23 protein-coding genes and 1 pseudogene are annotated in these 21643 nt (G+C 67.4%); 16 read left to right on the forward strand and 8 right to left on the reverse strand.

The features are described from left to right. Positions 1-201 precede the first annotated feature (201 nt). The 10 genes from AC1DKQ_RS16035 to AC1DKQ_RS16080 all read left to right on the forward strand — a co-directional run bounded on the left by AC1DKQ_RS16035 (position 202) and on the right by AC1DKQ_RS16080 (position 6586). Positions 202-639, forward strand: coding sequence for a hypothetical protein (locus AC1DKQ_RS16035; RefSeq protein ID WP_277523468.1), 438 nt, complete (start codon positions 202-204; stop codon positions 637-639). 230 nt (positions 640-869) lie between these two features. Next, positions 870-1295: a 30S ribosomal protein S16 gene (gene rpsP / locus AC1DKQ_RS16040; protein WP_026266438.1), complete on the forward strand. Its 426-nt coding sequence runs from the start codon at positions 870-872 to the stop codon at positions 1293-1295. Position 1296: 1 nt separating this feature from the next. Then, positions 1297-1539, forward strand: coding sequence for an RNA-binding protein (locus AC1DKQ_RS16045; protein WP_018773450.1), 243 nt, complete (start codon positions 1297-1299; stop codon positions 1537-1539). A gap of 123 nt (positions 1540-1662) precedes the next feature. Then, entirely contained in the window at positions 1663-2235 is a 573-nt protein-coding gene (rimM, locus tag AC1DKQ_RS16050; protein WP_476884807.1) for a ribosome maturation factor RimM, read from the forward strand. Next, the gene (gene trmD, locus AC1DKQ_RS16055) at positions 2236-3075 is read left to right on the forward strand and encodes a tRNA (guanosine(37)-N1)-methyltransferase TrmD (RefSeq protein WP_476884808.1); all 840 of its coding nucleotides are present in this window, start codon (positions 2236-2238) and stop codon (positions 3073-3075) included. 235 nt (positions 3076-3310) lie between these two features. Next, a complete protein-coding gene (gene rplS, locus AC1DKQ_RS16060; protein ID WP_476884809.1) occupies positions 3311-3670 on the forward strand; it encodes a 50S ribosomal protein L19 in 360 nt (119 codons plus the stop codon). A gap of 131 nt (positions 3671-3801) precedes the next feature. Continuing rightward, complete coding sequence (lepB, locus tag AC1DKQ_RS16065) at positions 3802-4482, forward strand: signal peptidase I (RefSeq protein WP_476919569.1); 681 nt, start codon at positions 3802-3804, stop codon at positions 4480-4482. Between the two features lie 126 nt (positions 4483-4608). Next, positions 4609-5493: a signal peptidase I gene (gene lepB, locus AC1DKQ_RS16070; protein ID WP_476919570.1), complete on the forward strand. Its 885-nt coding sequence runs from the start codon at positions 4609-4611 to the stop codon at positions 5491-5493. Positions 5494-5503: 10 nt separating this feature from the next. Beyond that, the gene (locus AC1DKQ_RS16075) at positions 5504-6169 is read left to right on the forward strand and encodes a ribonuclease HII (RefSeq protein ID WP_476884812.1); all 666 of its coding nucleotides are present in this window, start codon (positions 5504-5506) and stop codon (positions 6167-6169) included. A 90-nt stretch (positions 6170-6259) separates the two neighbouring features. Beyond that, a complete protein-coding gene (locus AC1DKQ_RS16080) occupies positions 6260-6586 on the forward strand; it encodes a DUF2469 domain-containing protein (RefSeq protein WP_018773443.1) in 327 nt (108 codons plus the stop codon). Positions 6587-6626: 40 nt separating this feature from the next. On the opposite strand, the gene AC1DKQ_RS16085 is transcribed toward AC1DKQ_RS16080, so the two are convergent. Continuing rightward, a complete protein-coding gene (locus AC1DKQ_RS16085; RefSeq protein ID WP_476884813.1) occupies positions 6627-7487 on the reverse strand; it encodes a transglycosylase domain-containing protein in 861 nt (286 codons plus the stop codon). Between the two features lie 539 nt (positions 7488-8026). Here AC1DKQ_RS16085 and AC1DKQ_RS16090 point away from each other — a divergent pair. After that, complete coding sequence (locus AC1DKQ_RS16090; protein ID WP_476884814.1) at positions 8027-10153, forward strand: acyltransferase family protein; 2127 nt, start codon at positions 8027-8029, stop codon at positions 10151-10153. Positions 10154-10167: 14 nt separating this feature from the next. Here AC1DKQ_RS16090 and AC1DKQ_RS16095 read toward each other — a convergent pair whose 3' ends face one another. Continuing rightward, the gene (locus AC1DKQ_RS16095) at positions 10168-10608 is read right to left on the reverse strand and encodes an HAD domain-containing protein (protein ID WP_476884815.1); all 441 of its coding nucleotides are present in this window, start codon (positions 10606-10608) and stop codon (positions 10168-10170) included. A gap of 267 nt (positions 10609-10875) precedes the next feature. Here AC1DKQ_RS16095 and AC1DKQ_RS16100 point away from each other — a divergent pair, with 267 nt between their 5' ends. The 5 genes from AC1DKQ_RS16100 to AC1DKQ_RS16120 all read left to right on the forward strand — a co-directional run bounded on the left by AC1DKQ_RS16100 (position 10876) and on the right by AC1DKQ_RS16120 (position 15841). Further along, a complete protein-coding gene (locus tag AC1DKQ_RS16100; protein WP_476884816.1) occupies positions 10876-11232 on the forward strand; it encodes a YraN family protein in 357 nt (118 codons plus the stop codon). Then, positions 11233-12780 (forward strand): YifB family Mg chelatase-like AAA ATPase, encoded by a 1548-nt coding sequence (locus AC1DKQ_RS16105; RefSeq protein WP_476884817.1) that lies wholly within the window; start codon positions 11233-11235, stop codon positions 12778-12780. Positions 12781-12828: 48 nt separating this feature from the next. Further along, positions 12829-14016, forward strand: coding sequence for a DNA-processing protein DprA (dprA, locus tag AC1DKQ_RS16110; protein ID WP_476884818.1), 1188 nt, complete (start codon positions 12829-12831; stop codon positions 14014-14016). A gap of 117 nt (positions 14017-14133) precedes the next feature. Beyond that, entirely contained in the window at positions 14134-15033 is a 900-nt protein-coding gene (locus AC1DKQ_RS16115; RefSeq protein WP_476884828.1) for a tyrosine recombinase XerC, read from the forward strand. 304 nt (positions 15034-15337) lie between these two features. Then, a complete protein-coding gene (locus tag AC1DKQ_RS16120) occupies positions 15338-15841 on the forward strand; it encodes a DUF3145 domain-containing protein (RefSeq protein WP_026266435.1) in 504 nt (167 codons plus the stop codon). A gap of 121 nt (positions 15842-15962) precedes the next feature. Here the strand turns inward: AC1DKQ_RS16120 and fabF are convergent, their stop codons facing one another. From fabF to AC1DKQ_RS16150, 6 genes and pseudogenes are all read right to left on the reverse strand, one after another. Continuing rightward, positions 15963-17198: a beta-ketoacyl-ACP synthase II gene (gene fabF, locus AC1DKQ_RS16125; protein WP_476884819.1), complete on the reverse strand. Its 1236-nt coding sequence runs from the start codon at positions 17196-17198 to the stop codon at positions 15963-15965. 168 nt (positions 17199-17366) lie between these two features. After that, positions 17367-17612: an acyl carrier protein gene (locus AC1DKQ_RS16130; protein WP_018773434.1), complete on the reverse strand. Its 246-nt coding sequence runs from the start codon at positions 17610-17612 to the stop codon at positions 17367-17369. A 200-nt stretch (positions 17613-17812) separates the two neighbouring features. Next, entirely contained in the window at positions 17813-18874 is a 1062-nt protein-coding gene (locus tag AC1DKQ_RS16135; RefSeq protein WP_476884820.1) for a beta-ketoacyl-ACP synthase III, read from the reverse strand. After that, entirely contained in the window at positions 18871-19800 is a 930-nt protein-coding gene (locus AC1DKQ_RS16140) for an ACP S-malonyltransferase (protein WP_476884821.1), read from the reverse strand. Before AC1DKQ_RS16140 ends, AC1DKQ_RS16135 begins: the two co-directional genes overlap by 4 nt. A gap of 87 nt (positions 19801-19887) precedes the next feature. Then, positions 19888-21132 carry a PucR family transcriptional regulator gene (locus AC1DKQ_RS16145; protein WP_090578659.1) on the reverse strand — a complete coding sequence of 415 codons (1245 nt, stop codon included), beginning with the start codon at positions 21130-21132 and terminating at the stop codon, positions 19888-19890. 219 nt (positions 21133-21351) lie between these two features. Then, a pseudogene (locus tag AC1DKQ_RS16150) lies at positions 21352-21643 on the reverse strand (pyruvate dehydrogenase (acetyl-transferring), homodimeric type); the annotation flags it as partial.

Genomic DNA, 21643 nt, shown 5'->3' on the forward strand with positions numbered 1-21643 from the left:
TTATGTCCACTGGTCGCGGCCGGCGGAGGGCATGCCCGCGGGAAGTGACGGGGATGGCCGGGCCAGCGGTGGACATGTCCCCGTGTGGCTGGCAGGGCCGCGGGACATGTCCACTCCAGGCGCAGCCGGGCCGAAGCGCTAGGCTGGGATGACGTGCGAAAACAGCGGTCCGCGTACCGCCGAACCTTAAGGACCAGCTGCATGGGATTCACCGAACTCTTTGTGTCCACCCACGAAGAAGCCCTCAAGCGCGCCGGCGCACTCCAAGGCGGCGGCCCGGCCGCGCCGGGGGCCGTCCGGATCCCGGACATCAGTGACTTCGAGGTGGAGCGGCTCGGAGACCTCGCCGGAGTGGCCGTGCACGCCCCGGGCGCGGACTATGAGCTGGCCATGGTTGACGTGGCCAGCGACTCGCTGCTCGGCGTCCCCGCCGCGATGGTCCGCACGCTTGCGGAACTGCTCAGCTATGAAACCGAAGGGGAGGGCGACGTCCTTGAGGATGTCGCGGCCAACTGGGCCGCCGAGGAGGACATGCCCTTCGGCCCGGACGAGGCGCGCGGCTATGTCCGCCGGATCGCCGAGCTCGCCGCCGGAGTGGACCCCGCAACCAGGTCTGGCCTCTACGTCTGGACCTCCTGACCGGCGCGGATCGCCGCGTCTTTCGCCCTGTCCAGGCCGCCCGCCGGTACGCGGGGCTCGTGTCAAGTCGAAATCCTGCCGGTGATCTGGCACAATGAACAGGTACTCGATCTGCGTGGCCCCTCTCTCCGCGTCTGGATCTTGTCCTTTAGAACCCCCAAGTACGGCCCGCCCCACGGGTGCAGAACGCCGGGCTCGACCCCGTTTCAGAAACAGGAGTGACCACAAAAGTGGCCGTAAAGATTCGCCTTAAGCGCTTCGGTAAGATGCGCGCACCGTACTACCGCATCGTCGTCATGGACTCACGCTCCAAGCGTGATGGCCGTGCTATCGAAGAGATCGGCAAGTACCACCCGACCGAAGAGCCCTCGTACATCGAGGTCGACACGGACCGTGCCCAGTACTGGCTCGGCGTCGGCGCACAGCCGTCCGAGCAGGTTGCCGCGATCCTGAAGATCACCGGTGACTGGCAGAAGTTCAAGGGTCTCCCGGGCCAGGAGGGAACCTTGAAGACCAAGGCTCCCAAGGCTGCCTTCGTTACCCCGGAAAAGGGTTCCGTGATCATCCCGGAAGCCATCACCAAGAAGGCCAAGAAGGACGAAGCTGCCGAGGCTCCCGCCGACGCCGCCGAAGCAGAGACCACCGAGGCAGAGTAAATTGCTGGCAGAAGCGCTCGAACACCTGGTCCGCGGGATTGTTGACAGCCCCGAGGACGTCAAGGTCAGTGCGAAGAACAACCGCCGCGGGGAAACCCTCGAGGTGCGCGTTCATCAGGACGACCTCGGACGGGTGATCGGCCGGCAGGGCCGCACCGCACGCGCATTGCGCACTGTGGTTGCGGCACTGGCGGACGGCGAGCCGGTCAGGGTCGACGTCGTCGACACCGACCGCCGCCGGTAACGCTTTTCAGCACTACTTGTCTTGAGTCCGGCCCCTTCACCAGATAATGGTGGAGGGGCCGGACTGTTTTCCCGTAATGACGCACCAGACCTACAGAATCACCAACCCCGAACAGAGGAACAGATGCAGCTCCAGGTGGCACGAATCGGCAAGCCCCACGGCATCCGCGGCGAAGTGACCGTTCAGGTGCTCACCGACGCGCCCGGCGACCGCTTTGTCCCCGGCACGCAGTTCATCGTGGAACCCGCCTCTGCCGGGCCGCTGACGGTGATCAGCGCCCGCTGGAACAAAGACATCCTGCTGCTGGCCTTCGATGAGATCGAGACCCGCAACGAGGCCGAGACCCTGCGCGGCGCGAAGCTGTTCATCGAAACCGAAGAAATCGGCGCCGACGACGACGATGAAGGCTGGTACGAGCACGAGCTCGTGGGCCTGGACGTCCGGGTGGGCGCCAATGTGGTGGGCAAGGTCTCCGGACTGCACACGCTGCCCGTCCAGGACCTGCTGGTTGTCACCGCGAACGACGGCAAGGAAGTCCTGATCCCGTTCGTGGAGCAGATTGTGCCCGAGGTCAATGTGGGTGAAAAATACGTCCTGGTCACCCCGCCCCCCGGACTGTTCGAGGTCAACACCGACGAGAACCCCGAAGCCCAGAACCCCGAAGACCAGGACCCCGAAGCCCAGGGCATCGCGTAGATGAGAATCGACGTCGTCAGCATCTTTCCGGACTACCTGGCCCCGCTGGAGCTGTCGCTGATCGGCAAGGCCCGCCAGGACGGCCTGCTGGACCTGAGGGTCCATGACCTGCGGGAGTTCACCACCGACCGGCACAGGACCGTGGATGACACCCCCTACGGCGGCGGCGCCGGCATGGTCATGAAGCCCGAGCCATGGGCGCAGGCCCTCACCGCCGTGGCCGCCGGGCAGATGGAGCGTTCCGAGGACGCCGGCGCCCCCGACGCTGCCGGTGCTGCCGGATCTGCCGGCAAACCGGTCCTGATCGTCCCGTCGCCGGCGGGGGAGCGCTTCACCCAGGCCACCGCGCACGAACTGGCGGAGGAAGACCAGCTGGTGTTCGCCTGCGGACGCTATGAAGGCATCGACGAACGGGTCCTGGAATGGGCCGCGGACCACTTCACGGTGCGCCCGATGAGCCTGGGGGACTACGTCCTCAACGGCGGCGAAGTGGCCGTGCTCGCCATGGTTGAGGCCATCGGGCGGCTGCTGCCCGGTGTCGTCGGCAACCCCGAGTCCCTCGTGGAGGAGTCCCACTCGGACGGGCTGCTCGAGTACCCCGTCTACACCAAGCCCTCCAGCTGGCGGGACCGGGACGTCCCGGCGGTGCTGCTGAGCGGCAACCACGGCAAGATCGCCCAGTGGCGCCGGCACGAGCAATACCGGCGCACCGCCGAACGCCGCCCCGACCTGCTCGCGGAGTTCGACGCCGGCAAGCTGCCGCGCGCGGACCGCACGGCGTTCGCTGACCTGGGGTACGACGTCGTCGACGGGCACCTGGTGCGCCGTCCCGACGCCTAACCGCCGGGATTGGGCTAACCCGCATAAAATGTGGCAAAATTAGTCCTTGTGCCTGCTGGGTTGCGAACCTGCCACAGGGGGAGCGCTACCAACAGCCCGGCACCCCGGTCCCGTCTATTCCTGACAGGGCCGGATTGACAAACTTTCGGCGGAAATTTCCGGGCGGCATATGCCCCCGGGTTTGGCCGCCGTAACCCAACGTGAGTGACCTGTGGCGTTCACCAGGAGTGGATCAATGCATATCCTCGATTCCGTAGATGCAGCCTCGCTGCGCACCGATGTTCCCGCGTTCCGCGCGGGTGACACCATCAAGGTTCACGTGAACATCATCGAAGGCAAGAACTCCCGCGTCCAGGTCTTCCAGGGCTTCGTCCTGGGCCGCCACGGCGATGGCGTCCGCGAAACCTTCACCGTCCGCAAGGTCTCCTTCGGTGTCGGCGTAGAGCGTACCTTCCCGGTGCACTCCCCGATCATCGACAAGATCGAGCTCGTCTCCAAGGGTGACGTGCGCCGCGCCAAGCTTTACTACATGCGTAACCTGCGTGGTAAGGCCGCGAAGATCAAGGAAAAGCGCGACTTCCAGCCCGCTAAGTAAGTCCTTCCAGACTTACACCGCAGGCTTCCACCGCGGCTCCACGGACCGTACCCGGTGCGTCAGCTAATGCGGCGCCGGAGTTATCCGCAACAGCGCAATTTAGTTCACGACAGCGCCAAGGGATACGGAACATGGAACAGCCAAAACGCCAGCCCAGGAAACCGGGCTGGCGTTTTGCGTTGCTGGCGCTGGTGCTCGCCGTGGTCATCAGCGCCGTGGTCCGCTCACTGTGGGTGGACATCTTCTTCATCCCGTCCGCCTCCATGGAACCGCTCCTCCACACCGGGGACCGGATCCTGGTGGCGCGGACCGGCTTCCAGGCTGAACCCCTGCGCCGGGGGGAGGTAGTGGTCTTCGACGGCCGCGGCTCCTTCGCCCCCCTGGGCAGCGGCAACGGCCCCGTGGTGGACACCCTCGCCGAGGCCGGACGCTGGCTGGGCCTCGCGGGCAGCGACACCACGTATGTTAAGCGCGTTATCGGACTGCCGGGCGACCGCGTGGTCTGTTGCGATGCCGGCGGCAAGCTCACAGTCAACGGCCAGCAAGTTGCGGAACCGTACATATATTCGGGTGACACCCCCAGTGAGGTGAAGTTCGCTGTTGCGGTGCCGGCGGGACGGCTCTGGCTCATGGGGGACCACCGCTCCCTGTCGGCCGATTCCCGGAGCCTCCTCGGCGCCCCGGGCGGCGGCATGGTGCCGCTGGAACGCGTCATTGGCAGACCGGTACAGATCATCTGGCCGCTTGATAGATTTGCAGCAGTAGCGCGGCCCGAACCGGCTGCGACAACGACGACGACGAACGGACAGTAGATGCCCGAGACCGAACCGCGCACTCCTGATCCGCAGGGTCAGGACCGACCCCGGGTTACCGCCTCGGCGATCCCCGGGGACGAGCCGGCGGATCCACCGGCTGGTGCGCCAGACGCGGCGGGGCCTGTGGCGCGTGCTGGTGCCCCGACGTCGGCGTCGCAGGACGAAGGCACCGGAGCGCAGCGAGCTGATCGGATCGACGGCGACCAGGGCGACGGCGACCAAGCCGACAGGGAACCGACCGACAGAGACCGGGCCGACAGGGACCGGGCCGCCGGTCCCGCCCACGCGGATGCGTCCTCGCGCCGGGCCAGGAAGGCCAAGGCCCGTGAAGGGCACAGTCCGCTTTTCCTGTGGCTGAAGGAGGTTGCCACGGTGGTCATCGTGGCAATCGTGCTGTCCTTCCTGATCAAGACCTTCCTGTTCCGGGCCTTCTACATCCCGTCCGAATCCATGGTCAATACCCTCGATGTGAACGACCGCATCTTCGTGAACCTCCTCGTGCCGGAGCCCATGGCGCTCCAACACGGGGACGTCGTGGTGTTCAGGGACAGCCAGGGCTGGCTTGCCCCCGCAGCCGCGAAGACGAAGGGCCCGTTTACCTGGGTGCAGGACGGGCTGACGTTCGTCGGGTTGCTTCCGGATAACTCGGAACAGCACCTGGTCAAGCGCGTCATCGGGCTCCCGGGCGACCACGTGGTCTGCTGCGACGCCGGCGGCCAGCTCACCGTCAACGGCACGCCGCTGAACGAGAAGTACATCAATTCCGCAGAGATTCCCCAGGTTCGCGACTTCGACGTCGTGGTGCCCGCGGGCAAGGTCTGGGTCATGGGCGACAACCGCAACCACTCCGCCGATTCCCGCGCCCACATGGACACCAATGGCGGCTTCGTCAACGAGTCCGACATCGAAGGCAAGGCTGCCGTCATCGCGTGGCCGCTGAACAGGATATCGGCCCTGGATAACTACCCGGACGTCTTCCGGGCCGTGCCCGCACCGTCCGGAAAGTAAGCCGCCCGCCATGTCAGTCGCCCCTACCCTCGACTACGAACGCCGCTTCCGCAGCTCCGGCGCCCGGCTTCTCGCAGGCATCGACGAGGTGGGCCGCGGTGCCCTCGCCGGCCCCGTCAGCGTGGGGATCGCCGTCGTGGACCTGCAGCAGCAAAAGCTCCTGGCCGATGTCCGGGACAGCAAGCTGCTCAAGGTCGCGGACCGGGAGCGGCTGGTGCCGCTGGTGCGGGAGTGGTGCGTCGCCTCCGCCGTCGGACATGCGTCCGCGAACGAGATTGACGAGTTCGGGATCATTGCCGCCCTCCGCCTTGCCGGCAACCGGGCCTGGTTCGCCGTCCTCGCCGCCGGTTTCCGGCCCGAGGTGGTCCTGCTGGACGGCAGCCACAACTGGCTCTCGCCCGATCTCCAGCCCTCATTGTTTGACGAAGGCCCCGCCGAACCCGGCTGCGACGCGCCGGTGCACACGCTGGTGAAAGCCGACATGCAGTGCCTTAGCGTCGCCGCGGCCAGCATCCTCGCGAAGGTGGAGCGTGATGCGATGATGTGCGAGCTGCACCTCCAATACCCTGCCTACGGCTGGGACGAGAACAAGGGCTACGGTACCGGGGTGCACAAGGAGGCGCTGCGGACCGCCGGACCCACGCCTTACCACCGGGTCAGCTGGCAGCTGCTCTAGCGGGCAGGCGCTCCCCGCCGGTGGCGGCCAGTGGCGCACGGCTCCGGCTCGGTGGCGCGCGGCCGGCGCCGGATGGTGCAAGATGGAACCATGAGTGCCGAGGACCTTGAAAACTATGAAACCGACATGGAGCTACAGCTCTACCGCGAATACCGCGACGTCGTCGGGCTGTTCAGCTATGTGGTCGAGACCGAACGGCGTTTCTACCTTGCCAACCACGTTGACCTGCAGGCCCGCAGCGCCGACGGCGAGGTCTACTTCGACCTGACCCTGCAGGACGCCTGGGTGTGGGACGTCTACCGCTCCGCCCGGTTCGTCAAGAGCGTCCGCGTCATCACGTTCAAGGACGTCAACGTCGAGGAACTGCCGCGCAGCGAGGAACTCGCCCTTCCCAAGGTCGAGGACCTGGGCAACTGACCCTGGCTTCCCAGCCCTGGTCTTCTTAGCCCCAGTTTTCCTAGCCTCTCAGTGGCGCTGGGTGCCCGTTGCGGTCCAGTGCAATGCCGTGCTGCCGCAGCAGGTCCAGCACACTCTTCGGGTACGAACTGCAGCCATCCGGGTTTGCGGTTCCTCGCTCGGCCGCGTGGTCGGTCGCTGTGTCGGAGATGCCGATGGTTGCCACGGCCGCCTTCCATCCGCCGAGACCCTCGATCTGTTTGGGGACCCACACGTTGGCCGCACCGTTGACGTAGTCCCACACTTTGGGATGGACCCCCGGGCCCAGATAGATTCCACCTTCGGCGGACCGGGTGACGAGTGTGGGCAGTGGCAGGACCCCCATCAATTGCGCGGCCTGATACTCGGACATCTTCCACGGGGGTTCGTCGAAGTAGTACCAGCTCGCTGCACAGATGCCGTACAGCTTCGGACCGAATTGCGCGTAGTTCAGATACAGCTCCATGATCCGTTGCGGGCTCAGGGTGAGGCTGAACTCGGTCGCAAGCCCTGCCTCCAGGCCCTTCCTCAGCGGATTCGGTTCAGGCCACAGGAAGATGTTCTTCACGAGCTGTTGCGGGACCGTGGAGCCGCTCGGGTCTTCCTTCCCCTGCAGGTAGGCGACCGCTCTGTCCCGGAAATCATCAAAGTCGAACGCGCCAACGCGCGTTCCCAGCCGTTGGTCTTCGTGGGCAACGGCCGCGGCAATGACGTAGCGGCTGATGTGGTTCAGGGATACGTACTGGTAGGCGATCGGGCCGCCGGTCTGCAGCATGAAGGCGGTACGTGGTGGAGCGAACCAGATGAAAGAGACGGCGGCCAGCTCTGTGAGGACCACCATGGCGAGGCCGAGTTTGAAGACCCTGGCGAGGAGCCGCCGCATCCGGTGCTTGCGTTTTACCGCCGGAGCCGCAGGTCCAGGCTCAGGCTCAGGCCCAGGCTCAGGCCGGGTTGGCGCGGGCGCCGGCGTGGACTCTGACGCCGGCACCGGCTGGCGCCCGGGCGTTGGCGGGAACCAAGTGGGCGCAGCCTGCCCACCCGGCTCGCGGGGAACCGGTTCCGTGGGCTGGTACGTTCCCAACGGTTGGGTCTCCGCCAGCGTCGGAGCCGCGCGATCATCCATACGCCGCTCCTTTGGAAAGAATGCAGGCGCCCCAGCGGAGTGCCAGGGGGTTGGGAAAAGCCTAGGCGGGCCATGCGGGCGCTGGCTACGTTTCGTGGCCTGACAATCGCCTCAACAGGTCCCGTCAATGCCGCCACGGTTTTGAATCCTGGCGCCGCCTGCCCTGCGGGAATTTTCGGACGTCTGCTCGCGGACACGCGATCCGGCAGATGACCTGCGGTAACGCGCCTGGGGCTCGGTTCAGCCGGAGGCTCTGACGGTGGCCGGGCCGTTGCTGAGAATGCACTATCGTTTCCTCCATGCCCACAGCACTTTTGTCCGAGTCCGCACGTGCGGAGTCCCCACCAGCACGGACAGGGCGGGCAGCTTTTCGCACGGACATTCAGGCGCTCCGGGCTGTGGCCGTCGGCCTAGTGGTGCTGAACCATTTGTGGCCCGCCCGGCTGACCGGCGGTTACGTGGGCGTGGATGTGTTCTTTGTCATCTCCGGTTACCTGATCACTTCGCACCTGAACAAGGAGCTGTCCGCAACGGGCCGTCTGCGCCTCACATCGTTCTATGCCCGGCGGGTCAGGCGCCTGCTGCCGGCCGCTTTCCTGGTGCTGGTAGCAGCCAGCGCCGCGGTCATGATCTGGCTTCCGTTCTCCCGCTGGCCGGCCACGGCCCAGGAAGTCTTGGCCACCGCCATCTACGGCGAAAACTGGGTGCTGGCCGCCAAATCTGTCGACTACTCGGCGTCGACGCAGTCCGCAACGGTGGCCCAGCACTACTGGTCTCTGTCAGTAGAGGAACAGTTCTATCTGCTGTGGCCGCTGCTTCTGGCCGGACTTTTCGTGCTCGCGCGCCGGTTGAAGCGGAGCCCGGAGCGGGTGCTTGGCCTGGGCATCGGTGGTCTCTGCATCCTAAGCCTGATCGTGTCTGTGCTGATGACTGAGTTCGCCCACAACCAGGCGTACTTTGCGACCCCGGTCCGTGCATGGGAGTTCGGTGCCGGGGCGTTGATCGCCGTCGCGGGGCCCCGGCTTGCCCTCGGACGGGCAGCGGCCAATGCGGCATCCTTATCCGGGCTGGCCCTGATACTGCTCTCCGGTCTGTTCTTTACCGAGCAGACCGACTTCCCCGGCGTCGCCGCGCTCCTGCCGGTGCTGGGGACGGCACTGGTCATCGCCAGCGGCGGTCGCGGACCCTTGGTGCATGACAAGGTGACTGCCGTGGGCCCTGTCCAGTATCTTGGCAATATTTCGTATTCGGTCTATCTCTGGCACTGGCCGCTTATTGTTCTGGCCCCGTTCGTGCTGGACAGGCAACTGGGTTCGATAGACAAGCTGGCAATCGTACTGGTAGCGGTTGCCCTGGCCGCCGTCACCAAGGCCTTTGTCGAAGACCGCGGACAGAAAGCCCGAATCCTGGCCCGCAGTAACCGCCGCAGCTTCCTGGCGATGGCGGCAGGCATTGCGGTCATCGGCTGCATCGCGGCAGGCCAAACCTGGGCCTGGGGGGTGCAGAACGCTGCCGCGGAGGAGGCCATCGCCACGGCAGAGCGTTCGCCCTGCCGTGGACCCCGGGCCATGGAACCAGGCGCGCACTGCCCTGGCCGCTTCGGGCCGGCCACCGTTCCCGTCATGACAGAGGCCAACCGGTACTGGAACGTGGCGCCGGAATGCGGGGCTGCACTCACGGCCCTGATGGCAGGCGGAACCAAGACGCACGTTTCGTGTGATTTCTCCGCCGGCAGGCCAAATCCCAAGGTTGTCTGGCTGGTGGGGGATTCCCACGCCCAGCAGTGGCAGGGTGCCATCTTTGCCCTGGCCCGGGAACGGCATTGGCTGGTCAAGACGGCCATGCTCGGCGGCTGCCCCGTGTCTGACGTTCATTTCATTGGGTATGAGGGCAAGACCAACCCGGCCGAAGCGAGACGGTGCATGGACTGGTCCGCGGCTGTTGCCGGCGCCGTCGCCACGGACCGGCCGGCCGCCGTCTTTTCCTCCGCATTCGCCCGGGATATGAAGGTCGACGACGGCTCTGGGGCCCCGGAAGGGCAGCAGTTTGGCGAGGGGTTCGAGCGGACATGGAAGAAGTGGACGGATGCGGGCGCCAAAGTTTACGTGCTGGCGGACCCTCCGTTGAATGCCGGGGTGAGGTCCGCGGACTGCGTGTCCTTGAATGAGGCGAATCCGGCCCAGTGCGCTGTTCCGCTGGCAGTGGCGCAGCCGCAGGATCCGCTCACCATGGCCGCCAGGTCTGCTCGAAATCCCGGCGTTTCCCTGATCGACCTGACGGACCATTTCTGCGACCGTCGAGACTGCTACGCGGTGATCGGTGGAGTGGTCGTCTACTTCGATACGAATCACCTGAATGAGGAATTCAGCGCCTTGCTGGGACCCATTCTCGGAAAGTTCGTACCGCCAACAGGTTCCCTCGGCTAGCAGCGGTTCACCTTTCACCCTTGTCTGCCACCGGGGGGTTTCTCCTTGCTGTTGAGATACTCGGTTACCTGCTGCGCAACTTCGTCGGTGATTCCCGTTTGCCAGTTGGTCTTGAATAACGGCTGATCATCATAGAAGTCGGTGTCATCATCGAGAATGGCAAAGCGGGTGACGTTCGGATGCTGGTCCAGCCACATCTTCACTTCCTCGCCACGAAAACCAGTGTCGGCTGTCGGAGTAACGTCAAAGGTCTTGTAGACGTGTCGGTCGACTTCTTCACGGCCGCCTTGGAAGTGACGCCATGTGGACGTAAGGACAACGGCCGCATCAGTGTCGAGGATGATCTTGCCGACCTTTGATGCCAGGACGGGGTCGATGCCCATGAAGCCGCGATAGCGCTCTCTCGTACCCACGCGGTTGACGACTCCATCAACATCGAGGAAAAGTACTTTCATTCCTGTTCCTCCTGCGGTTCGTTCCGCGAGCATGCAGTTAACCAGCTTGAAACCGGGTAGCCGGCGCTCCTCACCTCCGTTGTCTGTCTTCCGCTTACAGAACATTCGTAGATGGCTGGCCTTGCTGTCGTTCCTAACATGGCTGTCCAAGTTAGGCCAGCCCTCGAACAGCCCGGACCAGGGGCCCCCGGCCCGCGCTTCGGGGAAGTTTCCACATAGCCAAAGTGTTCCCTGTGTTCGTAGGTAGCGGTACCCCACGCTGGTGTCATGAGAGCCAAGGATGTGCTGGGCCGGCGCGGGGAGGAACTCGCCGCCGGGTATCTTGAATCGCTCGGTATGCGGGTGGTGGACCGGAACTGGCGCTGTGCCGAGGGTGAGATCGACATTGTCGCGCTCGATGGCGACGCGCTGGTCATCGCCGAGGTGAAAACCCGGAAGTCCCTGGCGTACGGGCATCCCTTCGAGGCGGTCGGCGCGGACAAGCTGGCCCGCCTCCACCGGCTCGCGTCGGCGTGGTGCCGGGACCATGAGGTGCGGATGCCTCTGCGACGCGTGGACGTGATCGCCGTGCTGGACGACGGCGTCGGGGAGCCCGCCGTCGAGCACCTCAAGGGGGTGGGGTAGGTGGCCCTGGGCCGGACCTATTCCGTCGCCCTCGTGGGCCTCAACGGCTACATCGTGGAGGTCGAGGCCGACATCGGCCAGACCCTGCCGGCGTTCGTGATCCTGGGCCTGCCGGACGCCTCACTTAACGAGGCCAAGGAACGGATCCGCTCCGCGGCCCAGAACTCGGGGATCCCGCTGAGCCGCCGGAAGATCACGGCCAACCTCATCCCGGCGTCCCTGCCCAAACGCGGCTCGGGCTTCGACCTCGCCATCGCCATGGCGGTACTGCTGGCGGCGGAAGACATCCGGCCCACGGGCCGCACGGTCTTTATCGCCGAGCTTGGCCTGGACGGGCGGCTGCGACCCGTCCGGGGCATCCTTCCGGCCGTGATGGCCGCGGTCCGGGCCGGTTATCCCGAGGTCATCGTGGCGCGGGCCAACGTGGCAGAGGCCGAGCTCGTCCCGGGGGCACAGGTCCGGGGCTACGGCACACTGGCCCGGCTCGCGTTCGACTGCGGCGCGGACCCGCAGGACCTGGCGCTCGATTTCGAACCCGAGCCGGACGACGCGGACGGCCCCGGTACAGACACAAGCCCCGCACTGGCACCTGACATGTGCGATGTCTCCGGCCAGGCAGCGGCGCGGCACGCCCTGGAGGTGGCCGCTGCCGGCGCCCACCACCTGCTGCTGACGGGACCGCCGGGCGCCGGCAAGACCATGCTGGCCGAGCGGCTGCCCGGCCTGCTGCCGGACCTCGGCGACACCGAGGCCATGGAGGTCACCGCCATCCACTCCCTGTGTTCGCTGCCGTCGGGCTCCGTGCAGCTCCTGCGCCGGCCACCCTACGAGAACCCGCACCACACCGCCACCGCCGTGGCCATTATCGGTGGCGGGTCCGGGCTGCCGCGGCCCGGGGCGGCGTCCCGTGCCCACCGCGGAGTGCTCTTCCTTGACGAAGCGCCGGAGTACGATCGCGGCGTCCTGGACGCCCTGCGGCAGCCGCTGGAAAGCGGTGAGCTGGTCATCCACCGCTCCGCCGGGTCAGCAGCCTATCCCGCCCGGTTTCAGCTGGTCCTCGCGGCCAACCCGTGTCCCTGCGGCAAGGCTACTGGCAAAGGGGTGGACTGCATCTGCACCCCCACCATGCGCCGCCGGTACCAGGCCCGGATGTCTGGGCCGCTGCTGGACCGGGTGGATATCCAGCTCGAAGTCGAGCGGGTGTCGCTCGCCGGCTTCGGCCAGCCTGCGCCCGAGGAAGGCACCGCCAGCATCGCGGAACGGGTCCGGGCCGCCCGGAGCCGCCAGCTCGAGCGGCTGCTGCCATTCGGGATGGAAACCAACGCGCAGGTGCCGGGGCGGCTGCTGCGCGGAGCTCTCCGGCTCGATGCCCCCACCACCCGCATCCTGGACTACGCACTGGAGCGTGGTGTCCTGACCGCCCGCGGTTACGACCGCGTCCTGCGTCTCGCCTGGACCCTTGCGGACCTCTCCCGGCGCGACGCGCCGGACGGTGACGATGTCGGGCAGGCGCTGGGCCTCCGCCAGGCCGCCACGGCCTACCCCTAAGCCTGTCCCAGCACGGCGCCGCCCCTAGCCTCCGCGAAAGGAACAACCATGATTGATGACGAACGAACAGCCCGGGCCGCCCTGTCCCGGCTTTTCGAACCGCAGGACGCGGCGGCGCTGGCACTGGTGCAGGCCGCGGGAGCGCAAGACGCCCTGCGGATTGCCAGCGGCGGGCTCGAGGCCGGTCCCGAGCTCGAGCAGGAGATCACCGGAATCCTGGCGGACAGTGGCTCTGGCAGCAGCTGGTCAGGACTCACTGAGGCACTGAAGCGCTGGGCGCCCCGCGTGCCCGACCTCGCACCGGAGCGGGACCTGGCCACCATGCAGCGGCTCGGCGGACGGATCATCATTCCCACGGATGAGTTGTGGCCGCGCCAGCTGGCGGACCTCGGCCTGCAGGAGCCCTTCTGCCTGTGGTGGCGCGGTGTGGCGCAGGAACTGCCGCCAGCCACCAAGTCCATAGCCCTGGTGGGGTCCCGGGACAGCACCAGCTACGGGGCTTCGGTCACGGGTGACCTCGCGTACTCGCTGGCCCAGCGTGGCTTCACGATCGTCTCCGGGGGTGCCTACGGGATTGACGCCCACGCCCACAGGGCCGCCCTGGCCGGCGGCACGGGCGGCGTGCCCACCATTGCCGTCATGGCCGGGGGAGTTGACCGCTTCTACCCCTCCGGCAACGAGGACCTGCTCCGGGCGGTGGCGGACCACGGCGCGGTCCTGGCCGAGGTCCCGCCCGGATCCGCGCCCACCCGTTACCGGTTCCTGCAGCGCAACCGGCTCATTGCGGCGCTGGCCTCCGTCACGGTGGTCGTCGAGGCCCGGTGGCGCTCCGGCGCCCTCAACACGGCCCACCATGCCGAAACCCTCGGCCGGGCCGTGGGCGCCGTGCCCGGTTCCATCCACAGCGCCAACTCCGCCGGCTGCCACCGGCTCCTGCGCGAAGGCGGGGCCGTGTGCGTCACGGATGCCGGGGAAATCGCCGAGCTCGCCTCCCCGAGCGGCGAGGCGATGCCCCCGGACAAGGCCGGCCGGGCCGAGGTCCACGACGGCCTGACCCTGGAGGACCTGATCCTGCTTGATGCCCTGCCGCTGCGCACCACCAGCTCTATCGAGAAGCTGGCCACTGTGGCCGGACTGAGCCCGGACTCGGTCCGCGCCGGGCTTGGCCGGCTGGGGCTGCTGGGCCTGGCGGAATCCCGGCACGGCGGCTGGAAACGCTCCAGGAAAGCAGACTGACGTGACGAGCGCCGCCGGGAAGGCGCGGCTCGCCGACCGGCTCCTTGAATGCCCCGGGATTACTGCGACAGTAGGAGGGTGTCAACACAGGATCCCCCCGCCGCCCTGCCTTCCGCCATGCAGCTTGCCGCCGCACGCTTCTGCCGCTACCTGGAAGCCGAGCGGGGCCGGTCCGCCCATACCGTGCGGGCCTACCTCTCCGACGTCGAAAGCCTGCTGGCGCACGCGGCAACCGAGGGGGTCCAGGACCTTGCCGGGGTGGAGCTCGGGACCCTGCGGCGCTGGCTGGGCGCCCAGAGCGAGTCCGGCAAGTCCCGGGCCACCCTGGCCCGCCGCGCCGCGACCGCCAGGGCCTTCACCGCCTGGGCTGTCCGCGAGGAGCTGATCGACGCCGACCCGGCCCTGCGGCTCAAGGCCCCGAAGCGGGAGAAGTCCCTGCCCGGGGTCCTGCACCAGCAACAGGTCCGGCGGCTCGTGGACGACGCCGAATCCGCCTCGGCCGAGGGGGAACCGCTGGCCCTGCGCAACCGCGCCATGGTGGAGCTGCTCTACGCCACCGGTGTCCGGGTTGGCGAGCTGGCCGGCATGGACATCGACGACCTCGACCCGGACCGCAGGACCCTCCGGGTGCTCGGCAAGGGCAACAAAGAACGCACGGTGCCCTACGGGCTGCCGGCGGCGCTCGCCGTCGATGACTGGCTGCGCCGCGGCCGGCCGGCCCTCGCCACCGGGACCAGCGGTCCAGCGCTCTTCCTGGGCGCCCGCGGCGGACGGGTGGACCAGCGCCAGGTCCGCAGCGTGGTCAAAGGGATGCTGGAGCGGCTGGGGGACACCGCCGCCACCGGACCGCACGCCTTGCGGCACTCGGCCGCGACCCACCTGCTTGACGGCGGGGCGGACCTGCGTGCGGTGCAGGAAATCCTCGGGCACAGCAGCCTGGCCACCACCCAGATCTACACCCACGTGTCCGTGGAGAGGCTCCGGCAGAGCTATCAGCAGGCGCACCCCCGGGCCTGAGGATTGCCCGGCAAGGCGGTGTCCGGGCCGGCCCGGAGACCGGTCCGCGGAGACGGTGGCGGCGCGCCGGGAAAGACGCGCCGAATCGCACTGGCGTAATTAGGAGGGGTAGGGCAGAATAAAACTCACGCCCGGGAAGTTTCAAGTTGAACTTGAAGCTGGAATGAACCACGTCCCAGCTTCGAACCCGGTTGTATATTAGTAGTCTGGCAGGGACCGCAGGCATAATTTCGGATCCGCGCAACAGACAGACATCCAGGCACAGGTCGTTGGGGAAGACGTACCTACAGCTATGGAGGATGGAATGTCTGTTGCACTGACCCGAGGTGTGTTGTTCGTTCACTCAGCCCCGACTGCCTTGTGCCCCCACGTTGAGTGGGCCATAGGGTCTGTCGTGGATAAGCGGACGGACTTGGAGTGGACCGCTCAGCCTGCCGCGCCCGGAATGTTCCGGGCCGAGCTGTCGTGGACCGGTACGCCGGGCACGGGGGCTCAATTGGCGTCCGCTCTGCGCGGCTGGGCGCATCTGCGCTACGAAGTCACCGAAGAACCCAGCCAGGGAGTCGACGGCGGCCGCTGGTCGCACACCCCGGAGCTGGGGATCTTCCACGCCACCACCGATGTCCACGGCAACATCATGGTGTCCGAGGACCGCATCCGCTACGCCTACGAATCCGGCGCCGGCGACCCCTCGGCCGTCTACCACGAACTCTCGCTCGCCCTCGGTGAGGCCTGGGACGAGGAACTCGAGCCCTTCCGGCACGCCGCCGAAGGCGCCCCCGTGCGCTGGCTCCACCAGGTCGGCTAGGGCCAAACCGGGCGCTATACCGCAGCAATTCCATAGCTAGGCGCCAAAAGGCAGATGGCGGCAATGTTCACGAAGAACATTGCCGCCATCTGCCTTCTCGGCGTGCTGCGGAGAGGTGGAACTACACGCTGCGTACCGCGATCACGGCGTTGTGGCCGCCGAAACCGAACGAGTTGCTCAGCGCGGCGATGCTGCCGGCGGGCAGGTCCCGGGCCGTCGTGACGATATCGAGCGGGATTTCCGGGTCCTGGTTCTCGAGGTTGATGGTCACCGGGGCCTTGCGGTCGTAGATCGCCATGACGGTCAGCACGGCTTCCACGGCACCGGAGGCGCCCAGCAGGTGCCCCATCTGGGACTTGGTGGCCGAGACTGCAACGCTGTCCACGTGCTGGCCCAGGGCGGCCTTGAGGGCGGCGTACTCGGGCTTGTCGCCGACCGGGGTGGAGGTGGCGTGCGCGTTGACATGCACGATGTCCTCGGGCTGTATGCGGCCGTCGAACATGGCGGCCTTCAGCGCGCGGGTGGCGCCGAGGCCCTCGGGATCCGGGGCGGTGATGTGGTACGCGTCGGCGGTGACCGAGGTGCCGGCCAGTTCGGCGTAAATCCGGGCGCCGCGGGCCAGGGCGTGTTCCTCGGCTTCGAGCACCAGGGCACCGGCGCCCTCGCCCATCACGAAGCCGTCGCGGTCACGGTCGTAGGGGCGTGAGGCGTGCTCGGGATCGTCGTTGCGGCGCGAGAGCGCCTGCATGGAGGCGAACGCTGCGATCGGCATCGGGTGGATGGCGGCTTCCGCGCCGCCGCAGACGACGACGTCCGCCTTGCCAGCGCGGATCAGGTCCAGGCCAACGTGTACGGCCTCGGTGCCGGACGCGCAGGCGGAAACGGGGGTGTGGGCGCCGGCACGGGCTCCCAGGTCCAAGCTAACCGCAGCGGCCGGGCCGTTGGGCATCAGCATGGGGACGGTCATCGGCAGGACGCGGCGGGGTCCCTTTTCGCGCAGGGTGTCCCAGGCATCCAGGAGGGTCCAGACGCCACCGATGCCGGTCGCGAAGGCAACCGCCAGACGGTCGTGGTCGATTTCGGTGATGCCGGAGTCGGCCCACGCCTCGCGGGCGGCGACGACGGCGAACTGCGTGGACGGGTCCATGCGCTTGGCCTCGACGCGGGTCAGGACATCGAGGGCGGGCGTGGTGGCGCGCGCGGCGAAGTGGACAGGCAGCTCGAACTTTGCCACCCAGTCGTCCTCAAGCGTGTGCGCGCCGGAGACGCCCTTGAGCGCGTTCTTCCACATCGTGGGGACATCGCCGCCGATGGGTGTGGTGGCACCCAGACCGGTAATGACTACTTTGCGTGCCATGGGATCACTCTCTGTCGGTGCGCCTGCCGTATCCGGAACCGCGAACGGGATGGCCGGGGCCTGCGAGGGGAAAACTATGGGGTCATGCATGTGATGGTGGTCCGGTCCGGGCACTGCTGGAGCGCCCGGACCGGGCACCGGGGTCCGCCGTTGCCGGCGGAAGCCAGACTAGGCCTGGGCGTTGGCGATGAAGCTGACGGCGTCGCCGACGGTCTTGAGGTTCTTGACTTCTTCGTCCGGGATGCGGACGCCGAACTTCTCTTCGGCGTTGACCACGATGGTCATCATCGAGATGGAGTCGATGTCCAGGTCCTCGGTGAAGGACTTGTCCATTTCGACGGCCTCCGTGGCCAGGCCGGTCTCTTCGTTGACGATTTCAGCCAGGCCGGCCAGGATTTCTTCGTTGCTAGCCATTGATGGCTCCTTTTCTGGTTGTTGCCCGCGGCCGCCGGAAAAATACCGGCAGCCGTGGGCGGGAATGATTTCAAACCGAGGATTCGGCTTGGTGCGGGAATGCTTGCTGAGCACAGCATGGGGGCGAGCCCGGAAAGAAAGACATGCGGTGCAAAGGTATAACGGGCGGAACGTATTCAGTTCGGAAAAGCGGTGGCTGCCTAAGGAAGCACGACCACCTGGGCGCCGAAGACCAGTCCGGCTCCGAAGCCGATCTGCAGCGCCAGCCCGCCGCTGAGCTCGGGGTTTTCCTCAAGCAGGCGGTGGGTGGCCAGGGGGATGGACGCCGCGGAGGTGTTGCCGGCGTCGGCGATGTCACGGGCGATCTTGACGGTCTCCGGCAGCTGCAGCTTCTTGGCCATCTCGTCAATGATGCGCATATTGGCCTGGTGCGGGATGAACGCGGCAAGGTCCTCGGACCGGATGCCGGCGGCGTCGAGGGCCTGCTGGGCCACCTTGGCCATCTCCCAGACGGCCCAGCGGAAGACGGTCTGGCCGTCCTGGCGCAGGGTCGGCCACAGGGACGCGTCGGTCACTGCCGCTTCCTCATCGCTGACAGCGCCGCCGCGCTTGCCGGTCAGGGCGAGCTCGCGGATGTCCAGCATGGAGTGGGTCATGCCGATGGCATCCCACTTGCTGCCGTCCGATCCCCACACTGACGGGCCGATGCCCGGCGTGTCGGAGGGGCCGATCACGACGGCGCCCGCGCCGTCGCCGAGCAGGAAGGAGATGGTCCGTTCCGTGTTGTCGATGACGTCGGAGAGCTTCTCGGCACCGACCACCAGGACGTAGGCGGCCGCGCCGGAGCGCACCAGGGCGTCGCCCTGGGCGATGCCGTAGCAGTAACCGGCGCACGCCGCGGAGATGTCGAAGGCCGGGGCCGGCGTCGCGCCGAGGCGGTCGGCGAGGCTCGCGGCAGCAGAGGGGGTCGCGTACGGGTGGGTGACCGTGGAAACGATCACGGCGCCGAGCTGGGAGGCCTCGATGCCGGCCTTTTGCAGTGCCTCACGTGCGGCGCCCTCGGCCATGTCAATCACGCTGACATCGGCGGGCGCGCGGTGCCGGGTGACGATGCCCGTCCGCTGGCGGATCCACTCATCCGAGGAATCGATCCACTGGCACACGTCATCGTTAGTCACGATCACGCTGGGCCGGTACGCGCCGACACCCATGATGCGGGTGTTTTCCTGGACGGGCGCCTGCTTCAAAGTGGGAACGCTCATGCCCCTCCCTCCAGTTCTGCAAATAGGGCCAGGGCCGCGGAGAGGTCGTCCGGGGTCTTGACGGTGACGGTCTTGACGCCGGGCATGCCGCGCTTGGCCAGGCCGGCCAGTGTTCCGGCGGGAGCCAGTTCGATCACGCCGGTTACCCCGCGCTGCACCATCGTCTCCATGCAGAGGTCCCAGCGGACCGGACGGGACACCTGGGCGATCAGGCTGTCGACGGCGGCAGCACCGTCGGTGACTTCCGCGCCGTCGAAGTTGGACAGCAGCGGAACCAGCGGGTTCTGGGGGTGCAGTGACGGGCGCAGGGCCTGCAGGGCCGCGCCGGCGGGGGCCATGTGCGCGGTGTGGAACGCGCCCGCGACCTTCAGCGGAATGACCCGGGCCTTGGCCGGCGGGTTCTCGGCCAGGGCCTTGAGCTGCTCCATGGTGCCGGCGGCGACGGTCTGGCCGCCCCCGTTGACGTTGGCGGCGGTGGCTCCGGCCGCCCCAATGGCTGCCAGGACGTCCGCGGGGTCGCCGCCCACGACGGCGCTCATGCCGGTGGGGGTGGCGGCAGCCGCGGCGGCCATGCTGTTGGCGCGTTCGCGGACAAACGTCATGGCTTCGGTTTCCGTCAGCACACCGGCGAGCGAGGCCGCGGTGATTTCGCCGACGGAGTGGCCGGCGAGGATGACCGGCAGCGTGCTGAGTTCGACGTCGAAGAGTGAGCTCGCGGTCACCAGGCCCGCGGCGACGATCAGGGGCTGCGCTACCGCAGTGTCCTTGATGGTCTCCTCATCGGAGGTGGTGCCGTGGGCGGTGAGATCGATGCCTGCTATTTCGCTGAGGGAGGCCAGGAGGCCTGCGACGGGTGGTAGTTCCAGCCAGGGGGCCAGAAAACCAGGGGTCTGGGAGCCCTGTCCAGGGCAAACGATTGCAAGCACGTAACCAGCTTTCCAAATTACCGCGTGAACATTCGTGTTTTCATGCACCAAGCTCACTGGGTCAGTTTGTAGGAAGTCTACAACGGTTCAGGAGCCGTTGCGGGGAGGCTGCCGCTCCGTGGGGGCCTTCGGCGGGGCCGAAAGCCGGCCCACCACAAGGGCGGTCTGGAGCACGAATGCCTCCCGTGGCAGCAGCGGATCCCAGCCTGTGACGTCGCACACGCGCTTGAGCCGGTAGCGCACCGTGTTGGCGTGGACGAAGAGTTCGCGCGCCGTCGCCTCGAGTGAATGGCCCAGCTCGAGGTACGTGCCCAGGGTCTCCACCAGGCCGTTGGAGGCGGCCAGCAACGGGCGGTAGATGTTCTTGACCAGCGAGCGGCGGGCGGCGTCGTCGCCGGAGATCACACGCTCGGGGAGCAGGTCATCGGCCGCCACCGGCCGCGGCGCGGAAGGCCACGCCCGGGCCGCGGTGAGGCCGGCAAAGGCTGACTGGGCGGAGCCGCTGGCTTCGAGGAGGGAACCGGCCTCCGGGCCGTAGACCACCGGGCCGGGGGCAAAGAGTTCGCTGAGCTTCAGGTACGCGGTCTCCCGGTCATGGACCCCGCCGAGGATCAGGATGAGACGGTCGCCCTGGATCCCCACGAGGGCGTCCTCGGCGAAGCGCCCCGCGGTGCGCCGCAGTTCGCTGACGTAGCTGGCGCTGGGTTCCGACGGGGAATTTCCCACCATCACGGTGAAGCGTTCCTGTGCTTTCCAGCCCAGGGCCGCGATCCTGGACCGCAGCGCGTCGGTGTTTTCGCCACGGAGGATAGCATCGACAATCAGGGCCTCCAGGCGGGTGTCCCAGGAGCCGCGGGATTCCGCGGCGCGCGCGTAGACGTCGGCGGCCGCGAACGCGACCTCCCGCGAGTAGCGCAGTACGGCTTCCCGGAGGGCCCCTTGGTCCGCCTCGGGTGCGATCACCGGGACCTGGTCCTCCACGACTTCCACGACGATCCGGATCAGCTGGAGCGCCTTCTGGAGGCTGATGGAGCGGGTCAGCTCGGTGGGCGCGGTGCCGAAGACGTCGGAGAGGATCCACGACGGCGAGCTCGGCCGCTCGTACCAGGTGACGAAGGCTGCGATGCCGTTCTGGGCCACCATGCCCAGGGCGGACCGTTCATCCGAGTTCAGCCGGCCGTACCACGGCAGGGACTTCTCCAGCTGGCGCAGCGTCGTCGTCGACAGCTGGCCCACGCTGGCCCGGAGCTTCTTGAGGGTCTCGGCTTTTTCCGGAGTCATCGCCCTCGAGGCCGGCTTGCGTTTTTCGGGAGTGGTGATCGGCTCTGCCATGCATTGAGCATACGGGGCGCGCCGTCCAAGCTCCATTTGTGCGAAGGCTACAACTCGCTTTGCCTTGGGTCACAGCGCCGCCGGCCCGCCCCCCGGAGGGAGGCAGCGGAGGGAGGCGGCGGGAACGCGCCGGGACTCGGAGCCGTTAAACGCCCGACGGCGGCCCCCACCAACAGGTGTGGACCGCCGTCGAACGTTCGCTTTTGCGCTGGAGCGCGGTTAGGAGTCGCCGCCCGCGTTGCCGGTGGTGCCGGCATTGACATTGTGCAGGCGGTACTTCTCGATGGCCTGGGCAGGCGCCTGGGCATCCACTTCGCCCCGGCGGGCCAGCATCTCCAGGGAACGGACCACAACCGAGTGGATGTCGTTCTTGAAGAAGCGGCGTGCCGCGGCGCGGGTGTCCGAGAAGCCGAAGCCGTCGGCGCCGAGCGAGGCAAACTCGTTCGGCAGGAACTGGCGGATCTGGTCCGGCACGGCCTTCATGTAGTCCGTGACTGCCACGATCGGGCCG

This window comes from Arthrobacter sp. 05L421 (assembly GCF_056397785.1).